The organism is Bradyrhizobium sp. S3.7.6 (genome assembly GCF_054061875.1).
Genome location: NZ_JBSSEQ010000001.1, coordinates 8,215,203 through 8,236,021, shown reverse-complemented (window position 1 = coordinate 8,236,021; position 20,819 = coordinate 8,215,203). Strand labels below are relative to the sequence as shown.

Here is a 20,819-nt window from a genome sequence, read left to right as displayed (position 1 = left end):
GTCATGAACGATGCCGCCAACACCGACCGCTGGATCCGCTGGCTCAACACGGTGCAGCTCCTGCTCGCCGGCGTGCTCATCATGGCGCCGACGGTCTGGATGGTGCTGTCCTCGTTCAAGCCGTCGTTCGAGGTCACCGCGTATCCGCCGACGCTGAGCTTCTCGCCGACGCTGGAAAACTATGTCGAGCTGACCAGGACCACGCCGTTCCTCAGCTACGCGCTCAACAGTCTCATCGTCACCGTTGGCTCGACCGCGCTCGGTCTGCTGTTTGGAATTCCTGCTGCCTTCGCCGTCTCCTGGACGCGGATTTCGTGGCCGGCCATCCTGACGCTCGCCGCGCGCATGGCGCCCGGCACGTTGTTCCTGCTGCCGTGGTACGTGATGTTCCGGCAGGTCGGCATGATCGGCTCCTACACCGCGCTGATCCTCAGCCACGCCGTCATCACGCTGCCGATCGTGATCTGGGTTTTGCTGCCGTCCTTCGACGGCATTCCGCGCAGCGTGTTCGAGGCGGCGCAGGTGGATGGGTGCAGCGCCACGCGCATCCTCTGGCGCATCGCGCTGCCGCTGGTGGCATCAGGCGTCGCCGTCTCGGCGATCCTGGCCTTCGTGTTTTCGTGGAACTACTTCCTGTTTGCGCTGGTGCTCTCCAACGGCGACACCAAGACGCTGATCGCGGCGGCCTTCAACTTCATCGGCGAAGGCTCGACGCAATGGGGCGCCCTCATGGCGGCTGCAACGCTGATCGCGTTGCCGCCGCTGGTGCTGGCGGCCCTGGTTCAGCGCTGGCTGGTGTCCGGACTGACGCTCGGTGCGGTGAAAGGCTAGGTATCGAAATGAACGTGTCGCCCCGTCCGAATTCGATCATGCAGGCCGCGGTCTTCCACGGCAATGACCGTATCACCATCGAGCGCGTCGCGATGCCCGATGTCGGCCCAGGTGAAGTGCTCGTCCGCGTCTCGCGCACTGCGCTGTGCGGCTCCGACTTCAAGCTCTGGCACAAGGGCGCCGAGTTCACCGCCGGCCACGAGATCTTTGGCGTGGTCGAGCAGCCCGGTCATCGCCTGCACGGCCGCCGCTGCGCCGTCTATATCCCTTTGCACTGCGGTCACTGCGCCGCTTGCAAGCGCGGCGACACCCAGATGTGCCTGGACGTCTCCAGTCTGATCGGCTGGAACAGGCCGGGCGGCTATGCCGAATATGTGCCGGTGCCGGAAAACTGCCTGCTGCCGGTGCCCGATGATATCGAGGACAGCCTTGCGCCGCTGCTGCTCGACACCATCGGCACGTCAGGCCACGCCGTGCGCTTCGTCAGCCGCGTCGTGCCGCCGAATGAGGCGGGGCCGGTCCTCGTGATGGGTGCGGGGCCCGTCGGCCTTGGCGTCGTGCTGGCGCTCCGCGCGCTCGGCTACGACGACATCTACGTCGCCGATCCCAACGCCACACGCCTGAAGATCGCCCAATCCTTCGGCGCGAAGGCGCATCCCGTCGGCGACACTTCGAAGCGCTTTGCCCTCATCATGGAATGCTCCGGCGCCCATGCGGCGCGCAACCTCGGCATCGAGCTGGTCCTGCCGCGCGGTGCGCTGGTGCTGGTCGGCGAGAACGCCGCGCCCTGGACCATCGAGGAAGGCAAGGTCTTCCGCCGCAAGGATTTTTACATGATCCGGACCTTCTACTTCCCGGTCTCGGATTTCGAGCCGAATGTCGAACTGCTGCGCAAGTACAAGGACGAATACCGCGTCCTGGTCGATGGCGAGTTCGGCCTGTCGGCTCTGCCAGAGAATTTCGCCCGCTTCGCCAAGGGCGAGCTGATCAAGCCCGTGCTGGCGCTGGACTGAGCGATCATGGCCTCGATCTCTATCCGCAACCTCACCAAGCGCTACGGCAACTTTACCGTGATCCCCGATCTCAATCTGGAGATCGCGGACCACGAATTCGTCGTCTTCGTCGGCCCGTCCGGCTGCGGCAAGTCGACCTTGTTGCGCATCATCGCCGGCCTCGAGCCGATTTCGTCCGGCGATCTCTACATCGGCGACAGGCGCGTCAACGGCGTCCAGGCTGCGCAACGCGATATCGCGATGGTGTTCCAGGATTACGCGCTCTACCCGCACATGCGGGTCTACGACAACATGTCGTTTGCGCTGGAGCTGCGAGGCACGCCGAAGGCCGAGATCGACGCCCGCGTGAAGCGTGCAGCCGCACTGCTGCACATCGAGCCTTATCTGGATCGCAAGCCGAAGGAGTTGTCCGGCGGCCAGCGCCAGCGCGTCGCCATGGGCCGCGCCATCGTGCGCAATCCCAAGGCCTTTTTGTTCGACGAGCCGCTCTCCAATCTCGATGCGAAGCTGCGCGGGCAGGTGCGGGCGGAGATCAAGGCGCTGTCGCAGGAGCTGAAGACCACCATGGTCTTCGTGACGCATGACCAGATCGAGGCCATGACCATGGCCGACCGGATCGTCGTGCTCCAGAGCGGCACGATCCAGCAATACGATACACCGGAGACGGTTTACGAGCGGCCCGTCAACCAGTTCGTCGCCGGCTTCATCGGCTCGCCCGCGATGAATTTCTTCCCGGTCGAATGGCGTCAGGAGCGCGCGATCCTGTCGCAAGGCGGAACGGTGGTGCCGCTGGACGGCGAGACCGCTGGCTGCCTGAGCAAAGCCGGCAACGCCGTGCTGGGCATTCGCCCCGAACACTTTGCCATCGCCACTGATGCCGCCGATGGCATCGCCATCAACGTCAAGCTGGTCGAGCCGCTCGGCTCGGACACGCTGATCCATTTCGATCTCGCCGGCGGCTCCGCCATCGCGCGGGTCGATCCGGCGCTGCGGCCGAAGGTTGGTGATCGCATCAATCTGCGCCCACAGTCGGGCAAGACGCATTTGTTTGCTGCATCCAACGGACAGGTCCTGCGGTGAGCGCGCCGGCCAATATAGTGGATCTCGCGGACGTTGCGTCCGGCACGAAGCCCGTGCACGTGATCTGCCTCGGGCTATCCGCGCTCGACCAGGTCTGGCGCGTCGATCGGCCATTCGCGGGTGGAAGCGAGAAGATCAAGGCCGTCGAGTACGGTACGCTTGGCGGCGGCATGGCCGCCAATGCGAGCGTCGCGGTAGCGAAGCTCGGCGCGTCCGTCGCGTTCTGGGGACGGGCAGGGAATGACGCCGCCGGCCACGAGATGAAATCGGCCTTCACCGCTGAAGGCGTCGATGTCGAGAATTTCCGGCTGTTCCCCGATGGCCGCTCGTCCGTGTCCGGGGTCATCGTCGACAACTCCGGCGAGCGGCAGATCGTGAATTTCCGTGGCCTTTACCCGGAGACCGCAGACTGGCTTTCGCTCGAAGCTGTCGCGCGCGCATCCTCCGTGCTGGCCGATCCGCGCTGGGTCGAGGGTGCCGCGACGCTGTTTCGGGAAGCGCGATCGCGCAACATCCCGACGGTGCTCGACGGCGACATGGCCGATGCCGAGGTATTCGAGCGGCTGCTGCCCTTGACCGATCACGCCATCTTCTCCGAGCCTGCACTCGCCGCCTTTGCCGGCTCGGCCGAAGATAAATCTCTCGCAGCCCTTGCGCGCTTCGGCTGCCGCGTCGTCGCCGTCACGCGCGGCGAGGGCGGCGTGAGCTGGCACGAGAACGGCCAACTGCACCGGCAGGCCGCCTACGCCGTCGACGTCGTCGACACCACGGGCGCGGGCGACGTCTTCCACGGCGCCTATGCGCTCGCAATCGGCGCCGGCCTCGACGTGCGCGCCGCCATGGCGTTTTCGGCGGCGACGGCCGCCATGAAATGCCGCCACGCCGGCGGCCGTAACGGAATCCCCGAGATCAACGAGTGTCTTGTATTCATGAGGACGAAGCCATGAGAACGATTGGAAAGAACCGCGGCCTGGCACGGCTTGCTGACGCGGATGGCCATTTTCGCATGGTCGCGCTGGATCAGCGGCCGCCATTGTTCGACGCCATTGCAAAGGCGAAGGGGATCACGCGGGATCAGGTCGAATATTCCGACGTCACGGCGGCCAAGCGTCTCCTGGTCGAGAACCTCGCACCGCATTGCAGTTCGATGCTGTTCGACCCGAACTTCGCAGTGCCTGCCGCTATCGACCTGCTGCCGCCGCGCTGCGGCCTGATCATGACGCTGGAAGAGCACCGCGTTGAGGAAACCGCGGGCGGCCGCAAGTCGCGCGCGATCACCAATTGGAGCGTGGAGAAGATCCGCGCGATGGGCGGCGACGCCGTCAAGGTGCTGGCCTGGTACCGGCCGGACGCCGATGCCGCGGTGAACGAGCACCAGAAGCGCTTCGTGCGCGAAATCGGCGAAGACTGCGCCCGTCACGATATCCCTTACGTGCTCGAGTTGCTGGTCTACCCGTTCCTCGGCAGCGCCAATCACACGGCCGATTACGTGGAATCGCCCGGCAAGCTCCCGGGCCTCGTCATCGACAGCGTGCGCGAATTTGCCAAGCCCGAATATGGCGTCGATCTCCTCAAGCTGGAGAGCCCGCTTGCAGCCAACAGCCTGCCGGCGCGTGACGGCAGCGCGGAAGCAAAGGCGTCGCAGAAGGAGTTCGATGCGATCGGCGAAATCTGCCGCGAACGCAGCATCCCCTGGGTGTTGCTGTCGGGCGGCGCTGCGCCTGAAAAGTTCGAGCGCGTGCTCGACTACTCCTATGCCGCAGGCGCAAGCGGTTTCCTGGCGGGCCGCACCATCTGGCTGGATGCCGTCCTGAAGAACTTTCCGGATCGCGCAGCGGTGTCGGCCAGCCTGCGCAAGGATGGCCTTGGGGTGCTGGAACGGCTCAATCAGCTGACCACGGCCAAGGGCACGGCGTGGAAGGCGCGCTTCCCGGTGTTCGCTGATATCAAGCAGGAAGGTGACTTCGCGCGCGCCTACTGAGATGGTAACGGTCCCGCGTGGTCTCACCTCGGTCGCAGGACCTGCAATATGACGACTGACAGCTTCACGATCCGCTCGATCGAGGCGTTCTGCTATCGCTATCCCTTGGCGACGCCGGTGGTGACGTCGTTCGGCAAGATGCTCAACCGACCGGCCGTCTTCGTTCGCGCAGTCGACGAGGACGGTGTCGAGGGATGGGGCGAAGCCTGGTCCAACTTTCCTGCACCGGGCGCCGAGCACCGTGCCCGGCTTGTCAACGAAGTGCTGGCTCCGGGCCTTGTCGGGCGCAGGTTCTACGGCCCCGCCCAGGCTTTCGAGGTCCTGACGAAGGGTACCGAAGTGCTGGCGCTTCAATGCGGCGAGCCCGGTCCGTTCGCGCAGGCGATTTCGGGCATCGATCTCGCGCTGTGGGATCTCTCCGCGCGCCGGCAGCGCTTGCCGCTGTGGCGGCTTCTCGGTGGGCAGTCGCGCAGGATCAAGGTCTATGCCAGCGGCATCAATCCGGGCGGCGCCGCGCAGGCGGCCGAAGCCGCGCTCGCGCGTGGCCATCGCGCGTTGAAGCTGAAGGTCGGCTTCGGTGCCGAGACCGACCTCGCCAATCTGGCCGCGCTGCGCGCGATCGTCGGTGCGGGCATGCTCGCTGCCGATGCCAATCAGGGCTGGTCGGTCGATCAGGCGCTGGAGATGGTGCCGCGGTTGGCCGCGTTCGATCTGCGATGGCTGGAGGAGCCCATCCGCGCCGACCGGCCGCGCGAGGAATGGCGCAGGCTGCGGGCAGCCGCGAAAATGCCGATTGCCGCGGGCGAGAACATTTCGAGCGTCGAGGGATTCAAGGACGTCCTGGCCGAAGACGTGCTCGGCGTCGTTCAGCCCGACATCGCGAAATGGGGCGGGCTGAGCGCATGCGCTGGCGTCGCGCGCGACATTCTGAAGGCGGGCAAGACGTTCTGCCCGCATTATCTCGGCGGCGGCATCGGACTGCTTGCCTCGGCGCATCTGCTTGCGGGCATCGGCGGCGACGGCTGGCTCGAGGTCGACGCCAACGATAATCCGCTGCGCGACCGGTTCTGCGGTGCCGTTGCCAATGTCACTGATGGTACGATCGTCCTCGGCGAGGAACCGGGGCTCGGATTCACGCCAGACCTGTCGGGAATCGCGAACTATCGCAGCCTGTAGACGGCTGCGACACCTGCGTCGTCAGGCGCCGCGCAGGCCAGTTTCCCCTTGCGTTCTATTCCTCGTCGCGGAAAGCTGCCGGCGAGACGGGCAGCCGCCTTCACATTTCATAACGATGGCCGGAGCCATGTCTCGCCGAGCTTGAAAATCAAAGTTCGTTCTGCTCATTAGGGATCTGCAATTGCGCTGCAACATGCGCAAAAAGCCCATCGACTAAAGTCGATAGCCAGCGAGGAAACGAAAAAATGCGCAAGCTCACTTTGGCCATTGCCGTGATCGCCCCGATGCTCGGTCATGCCGCGTCGGCTGAGGACACCCTCAAGATCGGCTACATCGATCCGCTCTCCGGCGGTGGTGCCAGCGTCGGCGAGGGTGGTCTGAAGACATTCCAGTATCTGGCCGACGAGCTCAACGCCAAGGGCGGCATTCTCGGCCACAAGATCGAGATCGTGCCGCTCGACAACAAGACCAATCCGCAGGAAAGCCTGGTGCAGGCCCAGAAGGCGATCGACGCCGGGGTCCACTACATCACGCAAGGCAACGGCTCGTCCGTCGGCGCGGCGCTGTCGGATTTCGTCACCAAGAACAACACGCGCAATCCCGGCAAGGAAGTGCTGTACTTCAACTACGCCGCCGTCGATCCCAGCCTGACCAACGAGAAGTGCAGCTACTGGCATTTCCGCTGGGATGCGAGCTCCGACATCAAGATGGAGGCGCTCACCAACTACATGAAGGACACCGCCTCGATCAAAAAGGTGTACCTGATCAACCAGGACTATTCGTTCGGTCAGTCCGTCCGCTCCGACGCGCGCAAGATGCTCGGCGCCAAGCGGCCCGACATCCAGATCGTCGGCGACGAGCTGCATCCGCTGCTGAAGGTCACCGATTTCTCGCCCTATATCGCCAAGATCAAGGCGTCCGGCGCCGACAGCGTCGTCACCGGCAATTGGGGCCAGGACTTCGCGCTGCTGCTCAAGGCTGCCGCTGACGCCGGCCTGAAGGTCAACTGGTACACCTATTATGCCGGCGGCGCCGGCGGCCCCACTGCCGTCAAGCAGACCGGTCTCGATCATCAGGTCTTCCAGATCACCGAAGGCTTTGCGAATTCCGGCAACAAGACCGCGATGGATTACGAGAAGGCGTTCCGCGCCAAGGTCAATCTGTCGCTCTGGTACCCGCGTGCGGTCAACGAGATGCGCATGTTCAAGGCGGCTGCTGAGAAGGCCAACTCGATCGATCCCGTGAAGGTGGCGGCGGCGCTCGAGGACCTGAAGTTCGAGGTCCTGGACGGCGGCAACGGCATCATGCGCAAGGACGACCACCAGTTCCTTCAGCCGATCTACATTTCCTCCTTCGGCAAGCTGACCGAGAATGAGCCCTTCGACGAGGAAAACACCGGCTGGGGCTGGCACCTCGTCTCCAAGGTCGACACGGCGCAGGCCATGGTCCCCACGACCTGCAAGATGGCGCGGCCGTAATCACGACATCCGTCGTTTTCCCGCGGCCGACATCGGTCGCGGGAAGGCGGTGGCCGGACTATTCTTGATTGGGCGATGTTCACCGGGGCCATCAGGCCCCGGACAGAGACGAGTGCGCTGTGCTTGAACTCATTGTCATTTCGACCCTGAACGGCGTGCTGTTCGGCATGCTGCTCTTCCTGCTGTCGAGCGGGCTGACCGTCATCTTCAGCATGATGGGCGTGCTCAATTTCGCGCATGCCAGCTTCTACATGCTCGGCGCCTTCTTCGGCTTCCAGCTCACCAAGTGGATCGGCTTCTGGCCGGCGCTGGTGCTGGCGCCGCTGCTGGTCGGCGCCATCGGCATGGCGGTGGAGCGCTACGGCCTGCGCAACACCCACAAGCACGGCCATGTCGCGGAACTGCTGCTGACCTTCGGTCTGGCTTTTGCGATCGAAGAGATCGTGTCGATGATCTGGGGCAAGAGCCCGGTCGACTACCGCGTGCCGTCGTTGCTCGACTTCCCGGCCTTCACGATCTTCTCGACCAACTATCCCGCCTACAAGATCTTCATGCTGGCCGTGTCGGTCGTGATCTTCGTGGCGCTGCTGGTCGTGCTCAAGCGCACCCGCGTCGGCCTGATCGTGCAGGCGGCGCTGACGCATCCGCACATGGTCGGGCATCTCGGCCACAATGTCGGGCGGGTGTTCATGGTGGTGTTCGGCGTCGGCAGCGCGCTCGCCGGCATTGCCGGCGTCATCGCCGGTCCGGCCCTGGTCACGCAGTCGGACATGGCCGCGGCGCTCGGGCCCATCCTGTTCGTCGTCATCGTGTTCGGTGGCCTCGGCTCCTTGCCCGGTGCTTTCATCGCCTCGCTCGTCATCGGACTGGTGCAGACCTTTGCGGTGGCGCTGAACGGCTCGCTGGCGAGTGCGTTCGGACCGCTCGATCCGTCGACGGGACCGTCGGTCCTCACCGACATCTGGAACGTCACAATCGCGCAGGTCGCGCCGATCGTTCCCTATATGCTGCTGGTGCTCATTCTGATCGTTCGCCCCATGGGCCTGATGGGGACGCGCGAGTCATGACCGCCAAACCGATTTCGACATCGAAGCCCGCCGGCGACGGCCTGCGCTTCTACGGCGTCTGGCTGATCGGCATTGCCGCGCTGATCGTCCTGCCGCTGATCTTCTCCTCCGGCGGCTCGCTGACGTCCTTCAGCCTGATCGGCATCGCGATCGTCTTCGCGCTCTCCTACAACATCCTGCTCGGCCAGACCGGACTGCTGTCGTTCGGTCACGCCGTTCACTATGGTCTTGGCGGTTTCGCGGCCTGCCACATGATGAATGCGGTGGTGTCGCACGGCTGGCCGATCCCGCTGCCGTTCATTCCGCTGTTCGGCGGGATCGGCGGTCTCGTCTTCGCGATCATCGTCGGCTGGGTCATGACCAAGCGCGCCGGCACCGTGTTCGCGATGATCTCACTCGGCATCGGCGAATTGGTGGCGTCGTCCTCGCTGATCCTGCGTTCGGTGTTCGGCGGCGAAGCCGGCATCACCACGGATCGCACGGCGCTGCCCAAGATGTTCGGCTGGTCGTTCGGGCCGCAGGTTCAGGTCTATTACCTCATCGCGTTCTGGCTGGTGCTGTCGGCGATTGCGATGTACGCGCTGACGCGGACGCCGCTGGGGCGGATCAGCAACGCGGTCCGCGACAATCCCGAGCGCGTCCAGTTCATCGGCTACGATCCTCACGTCGTCCGCTATCTCGCCTATTGCTTTGCCGGGTTCTTCGCGGGCGTCGCCGGCGGCCTGACCGCGATCAATTTCGAGATCGCGAACTCCGCGCTGCTCGGTGCGATCCAGTCTGGCCTCGTGCTGTTCTCCACCTTCATCGGCGGCATCGCCTATTTCTTCGGGCCGATCCTCGGCGCGATCCTGGTGACCTATCTCCAGCTCGGGCTGACAGGCCTCACCAGCGTCTGGCAGCTCTATTTCGGCATCATCTTCATCGGCATCGTGATGTTCGCGCCGGGCGGCATCGCCGGCCTGTTGATGATGCACCGGCCGCTGGTTCGCGCCGGAACGCTGTGGACGGTGATCCCGTCCTATCTCGTCGCTGTCGTGCCGACCCTGGCGCTCGCCTGCGGCGTCATCCTCACCATCGAGACGGTCGCGCGCTATTCCGGCGGCGACCCGATCAACCTGTTTGGCATTCCGTTCAATGCGAAATCCCCGGTGACGTGGATTTCCGCAGCAGTTCTCGTCGTCGGCGGTGCGTTCGTCGCGCGGCTGAGCTGGCGGAGGATCGCGGACGCGTGGGACAGGGCTGCGACGGTCGCCAGTGACCGGGGGTATCTGGCATGAGCGGAGCGGTACCCGGAAAAAGCGCAGCCATCGAAGTCCGCGACGTCGAAAAACGCTTCGGCAATGTCGGCATCATCCGCGACCTTAACCTCAGCGTCGCGAAAGGCGAGCGTCACGCCGTCATCGGTCCGAACGGCGCCGGAAAATCCACGACGTTCAATCTGATCAGCGGCCACATCAAGCCGACCTCGGGCGAGGTGAAGCTGAACGGCGATGTGATCTCCGGCCTGCGGCCGTTCGAGATCAACCGGCGCGGCCTGTCGCGCTCGTTCCAGGTCACCAACGTGTTCGCCCGCATGTCGGTCTGGGAGAACGTCCGCTGTGCCGTGCTGTGGGCGACGGGGCATCGCTACGCCTTCTGGAAGAACGTCGACAGCCTGCCGGAAGTGCGCGAGCGCACGGCCCAGATCCTGGACGACATCCATCTCACGCACCGGCGCGATGTTCCGGCGGGACTTCTGACCTACGCCGAGCAGCGCGAGCTCGAGATCGGCATCACCATCGCGAGCGGGGCCACGGTCGTCATGCTCGACGAGCCGACCGCCGGCATGAGCCACGCCGAAACCGACCGCGCGGTGTCGCTGATCCGGCGGCTGACCGAGGGCAAGACCCTGGTCATCGTCGAGCACGACATGAGCGTCGTGTTCGGCCTTGCCGACCGCATCTCCGTGCTGGTCTACGGCCACATCATCGCCTCGGGCACGCCGGAAGAGATCCGGCGCGATCCGAAGGTCAAGGAAGCCTATCTCGGCGAGGAAGCGCATTGATGCTCGAGGTCAGGGATCTCCACGCCTATTACGGCAAGAGCCACATCCTCCAGGGCGTCGACCTCGATGTCGCCGCAGGCGAGGTCGTGAGCCTGCTCGGCCGCAACGGTGTCGGCCGCTCCACCACGGTCAAGGCGATCATGGGCGAGGTCGCGCCGCAAGGCACGATCCGCTTCAAGGGCAAGGACATCGCCGGCCTTCCCAGCTACAAGATCGCGCACCTCGGCCTCGGTTATGTCCCTGAACATCGCGATATCTTCCCGAGCCTGACGGTTCGCCAGAACCTGCTGCTCGGCGTCAAGGACACGCGCCGCCCCGGCAAATGGCGGCTTGAGGACATGCTCGAGATGTTCCCCAATCTCGCCGCGCGTGCCGATACGGCCGCGGGCGTGCTGTCCGGCGGCGAGAAGCAGATGCTCACGACCTGCCGGACGCTGATGGGCGATCCGGACCTCATTATGATCGACGAGCCGACCGAAGGTCTGGCACCGCTGATCGTGCAGCAGGTCGGCGATCTCATCGCGCGCATCGCGCAGGCCGGTGTCGCCATCCTGCTCGTCGAGCAGAAGCTGTCAATCGCGATGCGGATCTCGAAGCGCGTCTACATCATGGGCCACGGCCGCGTCGTGTTCGAGGGGACGCCGGACGAGCTCAAGGCCAATGCCGCCGTGCGCCAGGAATGGCTTGAGGTCTGACGCTCACATTGTCGTGTGACGCGCGCGTAAAATAGAACGGCTGCAAGCCGCGCATACGCATCTGAATTCTTCGCTACATCTCACGCTTCATAATCAAGGTATCGTCGCACTCGCCGGCATCGCAATCGATGCGGACGATGATAACCAAGAAGAAAGTGGAGGGCGCCGGCGGCAGCTGTGAGCTCGCGCGTCGATGCGTCTTGCCTGGGAAGGAGATGCCGAGCATGCCGGGAAGACAACTGGTCCGCGGAGTCGTTGCTCTGCTTGCGGCGCTGGGCGCCACTTCGGCCGCGATGGCCGGAAACTACGACACCGGCGCGACCGACACGTCGATCAAGCTCGGGCAGACCATGCCCTACTCGGGACCGGCCTCCGCGTATTCCGCGATTGGCCGCGCCGAGATCGCCTATTTCAAGATGCTCAACGACAAGGGCGGCATCAACGGCCGCAAGGTCGAGCTGCTCAGCATGGACGACGGTTATTCCCCGTCGAAGACGGTCGAGCAGGTTCGCCGCCTCGCCGAGGGCGACGAGGTGCTGGCGATGTTCTCAATGCTCGGCACCGGTCCCAACATCGCCGCGCAGAAATACCTCAACGCCAAGAAGATCCCGCAGCTGTTCCCGTCGAGCGGCGCCAGCCGCTGGAACGATCCGCAGCATTTTCCCTGGACCACCGGTTCGCAGCCGACCTACCGGACCGAAGGCCGCATCTATGCCAAGTGGATTCTTGCGAACAAGCCGAATGCCAAAATCGCCGTCATCACGCCGAACGAAGATCCCGGGCGCGACTATCTCGCCGGCTTCAAAGAAGGGTTAGGGGAGCACGTCAACCAGATCGTGTCCGAGGCCACCTACGAGACATCGGATCCGACCGTCGACTCCCAGATCGTCAAGTTCAAGGCCGCCGGCGCCGACGTTGTTTTCAACGAGTGCACGCCGAAATTCGCGGCGCAAGCGATCAAGAAGATCGCCGAGCTCGGCTGGAAGCCGCAGATCATCCTTCCCGCCGTTTCCAACTCCGTCGGCTCCGTGCTGGTGCCGGCCGGGCTCGACAATTCCGTCGGCATCGTCACCGGTGCTTTCCAGAAGGATCCCGGTGATCCGCGCTGGGAGAATGATTCCGGCATGAAAGCCTGGCGCGAGTGGATGAAGACGTACAATTCGAGCGCCGATCCGGCCGACGTCTTCAACGTCACCGGCTACACCATGGCGCAGATCATGGAGCTGGTGCTGCAGCGCGCCGGCAACGACCTCACCCGCGCCAATTTGATGAAGCAGACGCAGTCGTTCAGGGATGTCGAATTGCCGATGCTGCTGCCGGGCATCAAGCTCAACACCTCGGCCGAGCAGGTGACGCCGATCCGGCAGTTGCAGATGGCGCGCTTCAACGGAAAATCCTGGGAGCTGTTCGGCGACGTGATCGGCGAATAGGATCGACGCAATGTGACGGGCGGGCTGGTACCAGCCCGCCCGTCTTGTCCCACAATTGCTTCCTCCAACGACAGTGAAACGACGATGACACCGACCGGCCCCCTCAGCGGTATCCGCGTTCTCGATCTGACGAGCGTGCTGTTCGGCCCCTACGCCGCGCAGATGCTCGGCGACTGGGGCGCCGATGTCATCAAGGTCGAGCCGCCCGCGGGCGACACCTGGCGCTACACCGGCGTGTTCCGGAACCGCGGCATGAGCGGCCAGTTCATGGCCGTCAACCGCAACAAGCGCAGCCTCGCGCTCGACCTGAAGCATCCGGACGGCAAGGCGGCGCTGGCAAAACTGATCCCGACGGTCGATGCGCTCGTCACCAATGTGCGACCCGCGGCGATGGCGCGGCTCGGCTTCGGTTACGCGGCCTGCGCAAAGCTCAATCCGCGGCTGATCTATGCCGCGGCGACCGGCTTCGGCCAGGACGGGCCGTGGGCGGCGCGCCCCGCATTCGACGAGATCATCCAGGCGGCTTCAGGCCTTGCGTCATCGATCGGATCGGACGAGGAGCCGGAATTCGTTCCGAGCCTGATCGGCGACAAGATCTGCGCGATGGCGATGGTCGGCGCGGTGTCCGCGGCCTTGTTCCGGCGCGAGCGCAGCGGGCAGGGCCAGATGGTCGAAGTCCCCATGCTGGAAACCATCGCCGGCTTCAACAGTATCGAGATGCTGGGCGGGCACGCGTTCGATCCGCCGATCGGCCCGACCGGCTACAAGCGGATGAAGAACCGGCGCCCGGTGCAGACCAAGGATGGCTGGCTGACGATGCTGCCTTACTCCGGAGACAATTGGTGCGCGTTCTTCGAGGCTGTCGGCCGCCCCGAGCTGATCGAGGAGCTCGGGGTGCGCGATCCCGTGCTTCGTTCCCAGAACATCGACAAGGTCTATGACCGCATGAGCGAGATCGGGCCGACCCGCACCACGGCGGAATGGGAGGAGCTATTGCTGCGGCTGGACGTGCCGCACACCGCCTTCGCCCGGCTCACCGAGATCGGCGAGCAGCCGCATCTCGCCGCCGTCGCACTGTTTGCGGATATCGATCATCCGACCGAAGGCCGGATCCGGCAGGCGCGGCCCGCGACGAAATTCTCGGAAAGCCCGGCCGGCATCCATCGCATGGCGCCGCGCCTCGGCGAGCATTCGCGCGAGGTGTTGCGCGAGGCGGGCCTGAGCGATGCGGAAATCCAGGCCGCGGTCGACAGCAAGGCGGTCGGGGTCGCGTCTTGAGCCGCGGCGTTCGGGAACCGCATCTCTGTGATGACGGTCACATCCTGCTGTCGCGGGCGGGTCTAGCGTAGGCCTGTTCATCTTCGCCCCGGATGCGGTCATGACCACCAGCGACTTTGCCTTCGTTCTGCGCAGGCTGGGCCTTGCTGCCGCCCTCATCTGCGTCCTCCTGAGCCTTACCGTGTTCGCGGTCCTGCTAATCGTGGAGCACGAACCGGTCGGGCAGGCTGCCGCGCACGCTCTGCCGCTCATGGTGTATGCGCTGTTCGGCCTGTTCGGCGCTGCAATGACCCGGCTGATCGGGCGCCGTACCCACTAACCGGACATTGTGCCGCAGCGATTCGTGACCAGCCCCGGGCCAGCTCCGGCCCCAGCCCACCTTCCGCCCGCGCGAGCCCTCGTATATGAGAGATTTGCCGCCTGATAGGTCCGAATATTGCCGGATACGGAACGCAAGGTGGCTGCGAATTCTTAATTCAAAGATCGCAATCTGATGTGATCGACGTAAGGCGCGGACTGGTACTGGACCGGGGAATGGCATGAAAGACCTGATGACGACGGCGCAATCCACCACGGCGATGCGGCGTTGGCGGCCCCCCGGACTTGTTGCGCTCGCAACGGCCGTTGCCCTGACGGCGCTGAGCGGAAGCGCCGAGGCGGCCAAGCAGGCCCGCCAGCCGGCCGAGGCGGTGGCGCCGCGCGAGGCCGGCGAGCCGATCATGGCGATCGTGTCGATCAAGAGCCAGCAGGTCACTTTCTACGATTCCGACGGCTGGATTCTGCGCGCGCCGGTGTCCACCGGCACCACCGGGCGAGAGACGCCGGCCGGCGTCTTCGCCATCGTCGAGAAGGACAAGGACCACCGTTCGACCATGTATGACGATGCCTGGATGCCCAACATGCAGCGCATCACCTGGAACGGCATCGCGCTGCATGGCGGGCCGCTGCCCGGCTATGCCGCTTCGCACGGCTGCGTGCGCATGCCCTTCAACTTCGCCGAGGGCCTGTTCGACAAGACCAACATCGGCATGCGCGTGATCATCTCGCCGAACGACGCGGCCCCGATCGATTTCACTCATCCCTCGCTGTTCGTGCCGAAGCGCGAGGCCATCGCGGCCGTGCCGAACCGGGCCGACAAGCTCTCCGCTGAAGCCGAGGAGGCGATCCAGGCTGCCGCCGAGGCCAAGAAGGCTGCGGCCGCGGCCGCGAAGGAGGCCGCGTCGCTTCCCGCGTCGCTGCGCAAGCTGGAACAGCAGAAGTCCAAGGCCGACGCCGAGCTCGCCTTCGCCGACAAGAAGATCGCGGCTGCCAAGACCGATCAGGCGCGGGCGCAGGCCGAGGAGCTGAAGCAGAAGGTTGCGACCAAGGCCGCCGACGCTGCGTCGGCGCTCGAGGCCGCCAAGGCCGCCGCGCAGCCGAAGCGCGACGCCGTTGCCGCCACCAAGGAGGCGGCAAAGGTCGCGGCAACCAGGAAGGCCGATGCGGTGACGGCTGCGACCGACGCCAAGCTCGCGCTTGAGCCGGTGTCCGTTTACATCAGCCGCGCGACGCAGAAGCTCTACGTGCGGCGGAACACGCACAAGCCGGCGCCGGACGGCGGCGGCGAGGTGTTCGACACCAGCATCGAGGTGCCCGTCACCATCCGCAATCCCGACCAGCCGCTCGGCACGCATATCTTCACCGCGATGGCGAAGGCCGATACCGGCCTGCGCTGGAGCGTGGTCACGATCGAGAACGGCGACGACGCCAAGGACGCGCTCGATCGCATCACCATTCCGCAGGACGTCTGGGATCGCATCGGGCCGACGGCATTGCCGCGTTCGTCGATCGTGATTTCGGACGAGCCGCTGAGCGCCGAGACCAATTACCGCACCGAGTTCGTCGCGGTGCTGAGCAATCATCCGCAGGGCGGCTTCATCACCCGCAAGCCGACCGCGCCGCCGCCGATGGAAATGGCAAGCGATGACAGCTGGGGCAATGGCGGCAACGGCTTCGGCTTCTTCTTCCAGCAGCAGCCGAACCCGCAGCCCGTCAATCCGCGCCGCCGCGGCCAGTATCAGTATTATCAGCCGGCGCAGCCGATGCAGCGGGGCTTCTGGTAGGACGGCGCGCCGCGCTGGGCCGCGTCATCGCCTGAGCTGAAGATATCTGTCGTCGGCGACCGCAGCGGCGCCGACGACGGGCATACCGGCTGTCTACTGTGGACCCGTCGACATGCCCTGCAACTGCCGAAGCGGATTGAGCGGGCCAAGCGGGATCAGCTCGAAGCTCATGAGATGAGCCTGCCCCAGGGGCAGCTTTTCGAGCATGTCATGAGCGGCCGCGATATCCGTGACGTTCAGGATGAACGCGACGCCGACACGATTTTGCAGCGAGTACCACTGGTCGATTTTGCCATCGAGATAGAGCTTCACCGTCTCGCGCACTTCCATCGGCAGGATGGCGCGCGCAGCGGCGACATCGGCGCCGGGGTTTACGGTGCCGATCGCGAGAATTCGGGTGGTCGGTGTCGGTGGCGTGGGTGACTGCGCGCGTCCGGGGACGGCGGAGGTCAGGCACAGGGCGAATGCCAGGAGACCGGCAGCGAGTGTAAGCTTCATTTGAAATCCTCCATGTTCCGAGGTTTACGCTCTTCATTTAGTCATGCTTCGCCGGCAGCGATTGCCGCACGTTGCATCGCCGCCGTGGAACGGCGGCGATGCGGGCCGGTTCGGAAGGTTGGTGGAAGCGTCGCGTGTCGGTCCGACGCGCGGTCACTTGCCCTGGATGAGCATGCCCAGCGGCGCGAGCGGACCGACTTGCATCAGCTCGTAAGTGGCGAAGCCGTCGGTGACGAGCGGCAGTGCTTCCACGGTCGCCTTGGCCTGTTCGAGGGATTCGACGTTCATCAGGAAGACCACGCCTGGCTTGTCCTGGCGAAACCAGAACTGCTCGATCTTCCCGTCGAGATACAGCTTGAGCGTGGCCGGCACTTCCCTCGGCATGATCTGCTGCCGCTGCTCGGGTGTCGGTGCCTTGCCGATGTTACCGATGGCGATGACTTTCATGTGGGCTCCTTTGGATTGCTGCTTGTCAGTGGACGGCATCGGATCAAGGACCTCCTGCAATGTTGGCAGAAGCGCCATTTTTAGATGCGTTCACGCCATCGATTCCTCGAGCGAACATCTGGAATAGCGTTGTTGGTTCAGATGATTGCCCTTATCTATCGATCGCGATGAAGGCCTTTGTTCCGGTTGCCGTTGCATCGCAAGCTAGGCTTGCTTCCGTCCGAACGGTATTGTCGTAAACGACAACTTTGAGAGCGTTTCCGCCATGCGCATTCAATTGCTCGCCCTAGAGGGATTTTGGGACACCGGGCTGACCGTGACGCTCGATGCGTTCACGATCACCAACAATTTCGCGGCCGCTCAAACGGGCGGAGCGCCCCATTTCGATGTCTCAATTGTCGGCGTGCGGAAGAAGGTCCGATCCGGGCAGGGCTTTGCGATCCCCGTCAAATCGGTAACATCCGATCTGAAGCCGGACTGGGTCATCGTGCCGGCGTTGAATACGAGCCGGCCGGAACAGCTGATTCCGGCGCTCGACCGGCGCGATGTCAGAGAGGCAGTGAAACAGCTCCAGTCCTGGTACGCCGAGGGCGCGCGCATCGCCGCGTCCTGCATCGGTACCTTCGTGCTGGCGGAGGCGGGGCTGCTCGATAGACGAGACGCGACCACCACGTGGTGGCTGTCACCCTTGTTTCGCCAACGCTACCCCAATGTTCGTCTCGATGAGACACGCATGCTGGTGACGTCAGACCGCGTCGTCACGGCGGGCGCTGCGATGGGGCATCTCGATCTTGCGCTGTGGTTCATACGCCAGGCGAGCCCCGAGCTCGCGGCCGTCGTGTCGCGCTATCTGCTCGCCGACCTGCGCTCCCTGCAGGCGCCCTTCATCATTCCCAATCACCTCGCGCAGGCCGATCCGCTCATCCAGCGTTTCGAGCACTGGGCGCGCGAACATCTCAAGCAAGGGTTTTCGCTGCAGGAGGCCGCCAGTGCGCTCGCGACGAGCGCACGCACCTTGCAGCGCCGGTGCGAGTCGGTGCTGGGTAAGTCTCCGCTCTCCTACTTTCAGGATCTGCGAGTCGAGCGCGCGCAGTCGCTGCTGCATGGCAGCGGTCTCGACGTCGATGCGATCGCCGCCGAGGTCGGCTATGAGGACGGCGCGACGCTCCGGACGCTCTTGCGGGAACGGCTCGGACGCGGCGTGCGCGAGCTTCGCGCAAACCTGCGCTGAGGGTCCGCACCTACGGCCGCGCCTCGATCACGATCGCCTGAATCTTGCCTTCGACCGCTCCGGACCCATGGCGCGATCGGAGCGCCTCGGCGACGAGGTCGGTCGCAGCCTGAAGCTTGCTGGCATCCCTGGCCTCGATCTCGCTGCGCAGCGGCGTGCCCTGGCAGAGCGCGATCGCAACATACTCGGCCGACGGCGCGCGGCTCACCGCAGCAAGCGTTTCGATCGAGATGTGGCGGAAGCCCGCTTGTTCCAGGTCGGCTCTGATAATGGCCTTGTCGTGATAGCCATGCGGCGTCCGCACCATGAAACGGGGCGGATCATCGGGAAACATTTTTCCGAGCGCCGCGGTGGCGTCATCGGCGAACACGTTTTCCTCGATGCGGTCCCAGACGTTGAATACGAACGTGCCTTCCGGCCGCAACACCCGCTTTGCCTCGGCGTAGCCTTTGACGCGGTCGGGAAAGAACATGACGCCGAACTGGCAGCAGACCGCGTCGAACGCGGCTTCGTCAAAGGGCAGGGCGGTGGCATCCGCCTGACGCCATGTCATGCGCGGGTCCTCACCCTGGCGCTGCGCCGCGATCTCGAGCATCGGCTCGTTGAGATCGGTTGCGACGTAACGGATGCCGGGAGGCAGCGCCGCGGTCACGGCCCGCGTAACGGCGCCGGTACCTGCCGCGGTTTCCAGTATCGTCGACGGGGAAAGAGCCGCGATACGCTTCGCGATGTCGGCGGCGTAGTGGGCAAAGATCAGCGGGACGAGATACTCGTCGTAGATTTTCGGAATCGAGCCGGCGAAAACCTTGTCAGTGTTGGACATGCTTGCCTCGCTGAAGGTTCGGACACGAGGTTCATGCTACCATGGATCGCAGTCGTACCGCATCTGCGGCCTCTTCCGGTCGCAATCCGGCGGTCGGATTTTAAGGTTTCGCTCCGCCGACTTCGCGGATCGGCCGCGTCCCGTCCCAGGTCATCGCCGCCTGCTGGACCTTCTCGAAGAACGGCCCCTTGGTGCCGCTGATGTCGGAGATTTCGATGATGGTTCCTGGATGGGCCTGCGTGTCGAAATAGGCAAAGCGTCCCTTGTCTCCGCCGATCTGGCCTTCATGGCCTATCCTGTAGCCGAGCCCGAGTGCCTTGTCGTAGAGCGCCTGATAGTCGTGGCTCCAGTAGGACATGTGCTGGAGGCCCTCGTGGCCGGCGTCGAGGAATTCCTTGTACAGCGAGGGCGCATCGTTGCGCTGCTGGATCAGCTCGATCTGGAGATCGCCGGAATTGGCCAGCGCAATGCTCATCTCGACCGCGGAGTCCTGGCCGCGATGGCGGAACCAGTCGGTCTTGACGCGGTCCATGTAGTACCAGGGGCCGACGCCCATCACCTCGATCCAGTGCTTGATCGCGGCGTGGATGTCCCGCACGACGTATCCGTTCTGGCGCACCGCGCCGAAAATGCGGCTCATGCCCGCGCTCCCTTCTGATCGCTTGCGATCGTCACTTGACCTCGATGCCTGCGTCCCTGGCAACCTGCTTCCAGGCTGCGATGTCGCGGGCGTTGATGTCGCGCTGCTCGTCGCCCGGCACGTATTGCGGCGTGATGCCGAGCCCCAAAAGCTTCTCCTTCACCTCGGCATCGCCCAGCGCGTCCTTCAACGCCGCCGACAATTTCTGTGCGATCGGGGGAGCGAGGCCGGCGGGACCATACATCGCCCAGGACAGGCTGCGGTCGAACGGCACGCCCTGTTCCTTGTAGGTTGCGACGTCAGGCAGGCTCGGCGAGCGCTCGCCGCAGGCGGCCAGCGCCTTGATAGAGCCGTCCTTCACCAGTGGCGTTGCGGTTGCCATGTCCAGCGTTGCAAGCGAGATGTGGCCGCCAAGCAGGTCGCCCGCGAGTTTGGCGATGCCGTTGAACGGCACGTGATCCATCTTGATGCCGGTCTGCTGCATCAGGATTTCCGCGCAGAATTGTCCGGTCGAGCCGACGCCCCAGCTTCCGTACTGGATCGGCTCGCCCTTCTTGGAAAGCGCGATCAGGCCCTTGATGTCATTGGCGGGAAAATCCCTGGTCGCCACCAGCATGATCGAGGACGTCCCGATGCGTCCGATCGTCGTAAAATCCTTGATCGAATCGTAGGGCAGTTTTGGATAGATCGCCGGCGCCAGCACATGCGTGGTCATGCCGCCGACGGTGATGGTGTAGCCGTCGTTCGGCGACGCCGCGACCATCTGCGTGCCGAGTGTGCCGGCAGCACCCGTGTGGTTCTCGATATAGACGCTCTGTCCAAGCGTTTTGCCCATCTTGTCGGCGAGCAAGCGGCCGATCACGTCGCCGCCGCCGCCGGCCGCATAGGGCAGAAGCATTTTGATCTTGTGGGTGGGGTAGGTGGCAGGATCCTCGGCGTGTGCCGGCAGTGCCGCCGACAGCAATGCGAGCAATGACAGGGTGACAGTGCGCAGCTTCATGATAG

The 20,819-nt window shown here is 64.5% G+C and carries 21 protein-coding genes; 16 read left to right on the top strand and 5 right to left on the bottom strand.

Features of this window, described 5'->3' with window-relative positions; translation table 11 throughout:
* The first annotated feature begins 3 nt into the window (after nucleotides 1-3).
* The 15 genes from ACVJ5M_RS39745 (at nucleotide 4) to ACVJ5M_RS39675 (ending at nucleotide 16,175) form a co-directional block, all read left to right on the top strand.
* Nucleotides 4-831, top strand: a complete 828-nt coding sequence (locus tag ACVJ5M_RS39745) for a carbohydrate ABC transporter permease (protein WP_063985364.1) — start codon at nucleotides 4-6, stop codon at nucleotides 829-831.
* 8 nt (nucleotides 832-839) lie between these two features.
* Nucleotides 840-1,844, top strand: a complete 1,005-nt coding sequence (locus ACVJ5M_RS39740; protein WP_063985363.1) for a zinc-dependent alcohol dehydrogenase family protein — start codon at nucleotides 840-842, stop codon at nucleotides 1,842-1,844.
* A gap of 6 nt (nucleotides 1,845-1,850) precedes the next feature.
* Entirely contained in the window at nucleotides 1,851-2,924 is a 1,074-nt protein-coding gene (locus ACVJ5M_RS39735) for an ABC transporter ATP-binding protein (protein ID WP_456679608.1), read from the top strand.
* Nucleotides 2,921-3,871, top strand: coding sequence for a sugar kinase (locus ACVJ5M_RS39730; RefSeq protein WP_063985361.1), 951 nt, complete (start codon nucleotides 2,921-2,923; stop codon nucleotides 3,869-3,871). Before ACVJ5M_RS39735 ends, ACVJ5M_RS39730 begins: the two co-directional genes overlap by 4 nt.
* Nucleotides 3,868-4,905: a tagatose 1,6-diphosphate aldolase gene (locus ACVJ5M_RS39725; protein WP_063985360.1), complete on the top strand. Its 1,038-nt coding sequence runs from the start codon at nucleotides 3,868-3,870 to the stop codon at nucleotides 4,903-4,905. The genes ACVJ5M_RS39730 and ACVJ5M_RS39725 overlap by 4 nt, the downstream gene beginning before the upstream one ends.
* 48 nt (nucleotides 4,906-4,953) lie before the next feature.
* Nucleotides 4,954-6,081 carry a mandelate racemase/muconate lactonizing enzyme family protein gene (locus tag ACVJ5M_RS39720; RefSeq protein ID WP_063985359.1) on the top strand — a complete coding sequence of 376 codons (1,128 nt, stop codon included), beginning with the start codon at nucleotides 4,954-4,956 and terminating at the stop codon, nucleotides 6,079-6,081.
* Between the two features lie 245 nt (nucleotides 6,082-6,326).
* Nucleotides 6,327-7,559, top strand: a complete 1,233-nt coding sequence (locus ACVJ5M_RS39715) for a branched-chain amino acid ABC transporter substrate-binding protein (RefSeq protein ID WP_063985358.1) — start codon at nucleotides 6,327-6,329, stop codon at nucleotides 7,557-7,559.
* A gap of 119 nt (nucleotides 7,560-7,678) precedes the next feature.
* Nucleotides 7,679-8,626 carry a branched-chain amino acid ABC transporter permease gene (locus tag ACVJ5M_RS39710; RefSeq protein ID WP_028158956.1) on the top strand — a complete coding sequence of 316 codons (948 nt, stop codon included), beginning with the start codon at nucleotides 7,679-7,681 and terminating at the stop codon, nucleotides 8,624-8,626.
* A complete protein-coding gene (locus tag ACVJ5M_RS39705) occupies nucleotides 8,623-9,903 on the top strand; it encodes a branched-chain amino acid ABC transporter permease (protein WP_354099881.1) in 1,281 nt (426 codons plus the stop codon). Before ACVJ5M_RS39710 ends, ACVJ5M_RS39705 begins: the two co-directional genes overlap by 4 nt.
* Nucleotides 9,900-10,670 (top strand): ABC transporter ATP-binding protein, encoded by a 771-nt coding sequence (locus ACVJ5M_RS39700; protein WP_283018469.1) that lies wholly within the window; start codon nucleotides 9,900-9,902, stop codon nucleotides 10,668-10,670. The genes ACVJ5M_RS39705 and ACVJ5M_RS39700 overlap by 4 nt, the downstream gene beginning before the upstream one ends.
* A complete protein-coding gene (locus tag ACVJ5M_RS39695; RefSeq protein WP_063985355.1) occupies nucleotides 10,670-11,365 on the top strand; it encodes an ABC transporter ATP-binding protein in 696 nt (231 codons plus the stop codon). Before ACVJ5M_RS39700 ends, ACVJ5M_RS39695 begins: the two co-directional genes overlap by 1 nt.
* Before the next feature lie 215 nt (nucleotides 11,366-11,580).
* The gene (locus tag ACVJ5M_RS39690; protein ID WP_371496415.1) at nucleotides 11,581-12,795 is read left to right on the top strand and encodes an ABC transporter substrate-binding protein; all 1,215 of its coding nucleotides are present in this window, start codon (nucleotides 11,581-11,583) and stop codon (nucleotides 12,793-12,795) included.
* Between the two features lie 84 nt (nucleotides 12,796-12,879).
* Nucleotides 12,880-14,073, top strand: coding sequence for a CaiB/BaiF CoA transferase family protein (locus ACVJ5M_RS39685; protein WP_063985353.1), 1,194 nt, complete (start codon nucleotides 12,880-12,882; stop codon nucleotides 14,071-14,073).
* 100 nt (nucleotides 14,074-14,173) lie between these two features.
* Nucleotides 14,174-14,392, top strand: coding sequence for a hypothetical protein (locus ACVJ5M_RS39680; protein ID WP_063985352.1), 219 nt, complete (start codon nucleotides 14,174-14,176; stop codon nucleotides 14,390-14,392).
* A gap of 220 nt (nucleotides 14,393-14,612) precedes the next feature.
* Nucleotides 14,613-16,175, top strand: a complete 1,563-nt coding sequence (locus ACVJ5M_RS39675) for a L,D-transpeptidase (protein ID WP_063985351.1) — start codon at nucleotides 14,613-14,615, stop codon at nucleotides 16,173-16,175.
* A gap of 93 nt (nucleotides 16,176-16,268) precedes the next feature.
* Here ACVJ5M_RS39675 and ACVJ5M_RS39670 read toward each other — a convergent pair whose 3' ends face one another.
* The gene (locus ACVJ5M_RS39670; protein ID WP_063985350.1) at nucleotides 16,269-16,673 is read right to left on the bottom strand and encodes a hypothetical protein; all 405 of its coding nucleotides are present in this window, start codon (nucleotides 16,671-16,673) and stop codon (nucleotides 16,269-16,271) included.
* A gap of 153 nt (nucleotides 16,674-16,826) precedes the next feature.
* Nucleotides 16,827-17,120 carry a hypothetical protein gene (locus ACVJ5M_RS39665; protein WP_028158963.1) on the bottom strand — a complete coding sequence of 98 codons (294 nt, stop codon included), beginning with the start codon at nucleotides 17,118-17,120 and terminating at the stop codon, nucleotides 16,827-16,829.
* 265 nt (nucleotides 17,121-17,385) lie between these two features.
* Between ACVJ5M_RS39665 and ACVJ5M_RS39660 the strand changes: the two genes are divergently transcribed.
* A complete protein-coding gene (locus ACVJ5M_RS39660; protein WP_354099879.1) occupies nucleotides 17,386-18,351 on the top strand; it encodes a GlxA family transcriptional regulator in 966 nt (321 codons plus the stop codon).
* 10 nt (nucleotides 18,352-18,361) lie between these two features.
* Here ACVJ5M_RS39660 and ACVJ5M_RS39655 read toward each other — a convergent pair whose 3' ends face one another.
* From ACVJ5M_RS39655 to ACVJ5M_RS39645, 3 genes are all read right to left on the bottom strand, one after another.
* On the bottom strand, nucleotides 18,362-19,174 hold the full coding sequence (locus ACVJ5M_RS39655; RefSeq protein WP_063985348.1) for a class I SAM-dependent methyltransferase: 813 nt from the start codon (nucleotides 19,172-19,174) through the stop codon (nucleotides 18,362-18,364).
* 100 nt (nucleotides 19,175-19,274) lie between these two features.
* Nucleotides 19,275-19,814, bottom strand: a complete 540-nt coding sequence (locus ACVJ5M_RS39650) for a VOC family protein (RefSeq protein ID WP_063985347.1) — start codon at nucleotides 19,812-19,814, stop codon at nucleotides 19,275-19,277.
* A 31-nt stretch (nucleotides 19,815-19,845) separates the two neighbouring features.
* The gene (locus ACVJ5M_RS39645) at nucleotides 19,846-20,814 is read right to left on the bottom strand and encodes a Bug family tripartite tricarboxylate transporter substrate binding protein (protein ID WP_063985346.1); all 969 of its coding nucleotides are present in this window, start codon (nucleotides 20,812-20,814) and stop codon (nucleotides 19,846-19,848) included.
* Nucleotides 20,815-20,819 lie beyond the last annotated feature (5 nt).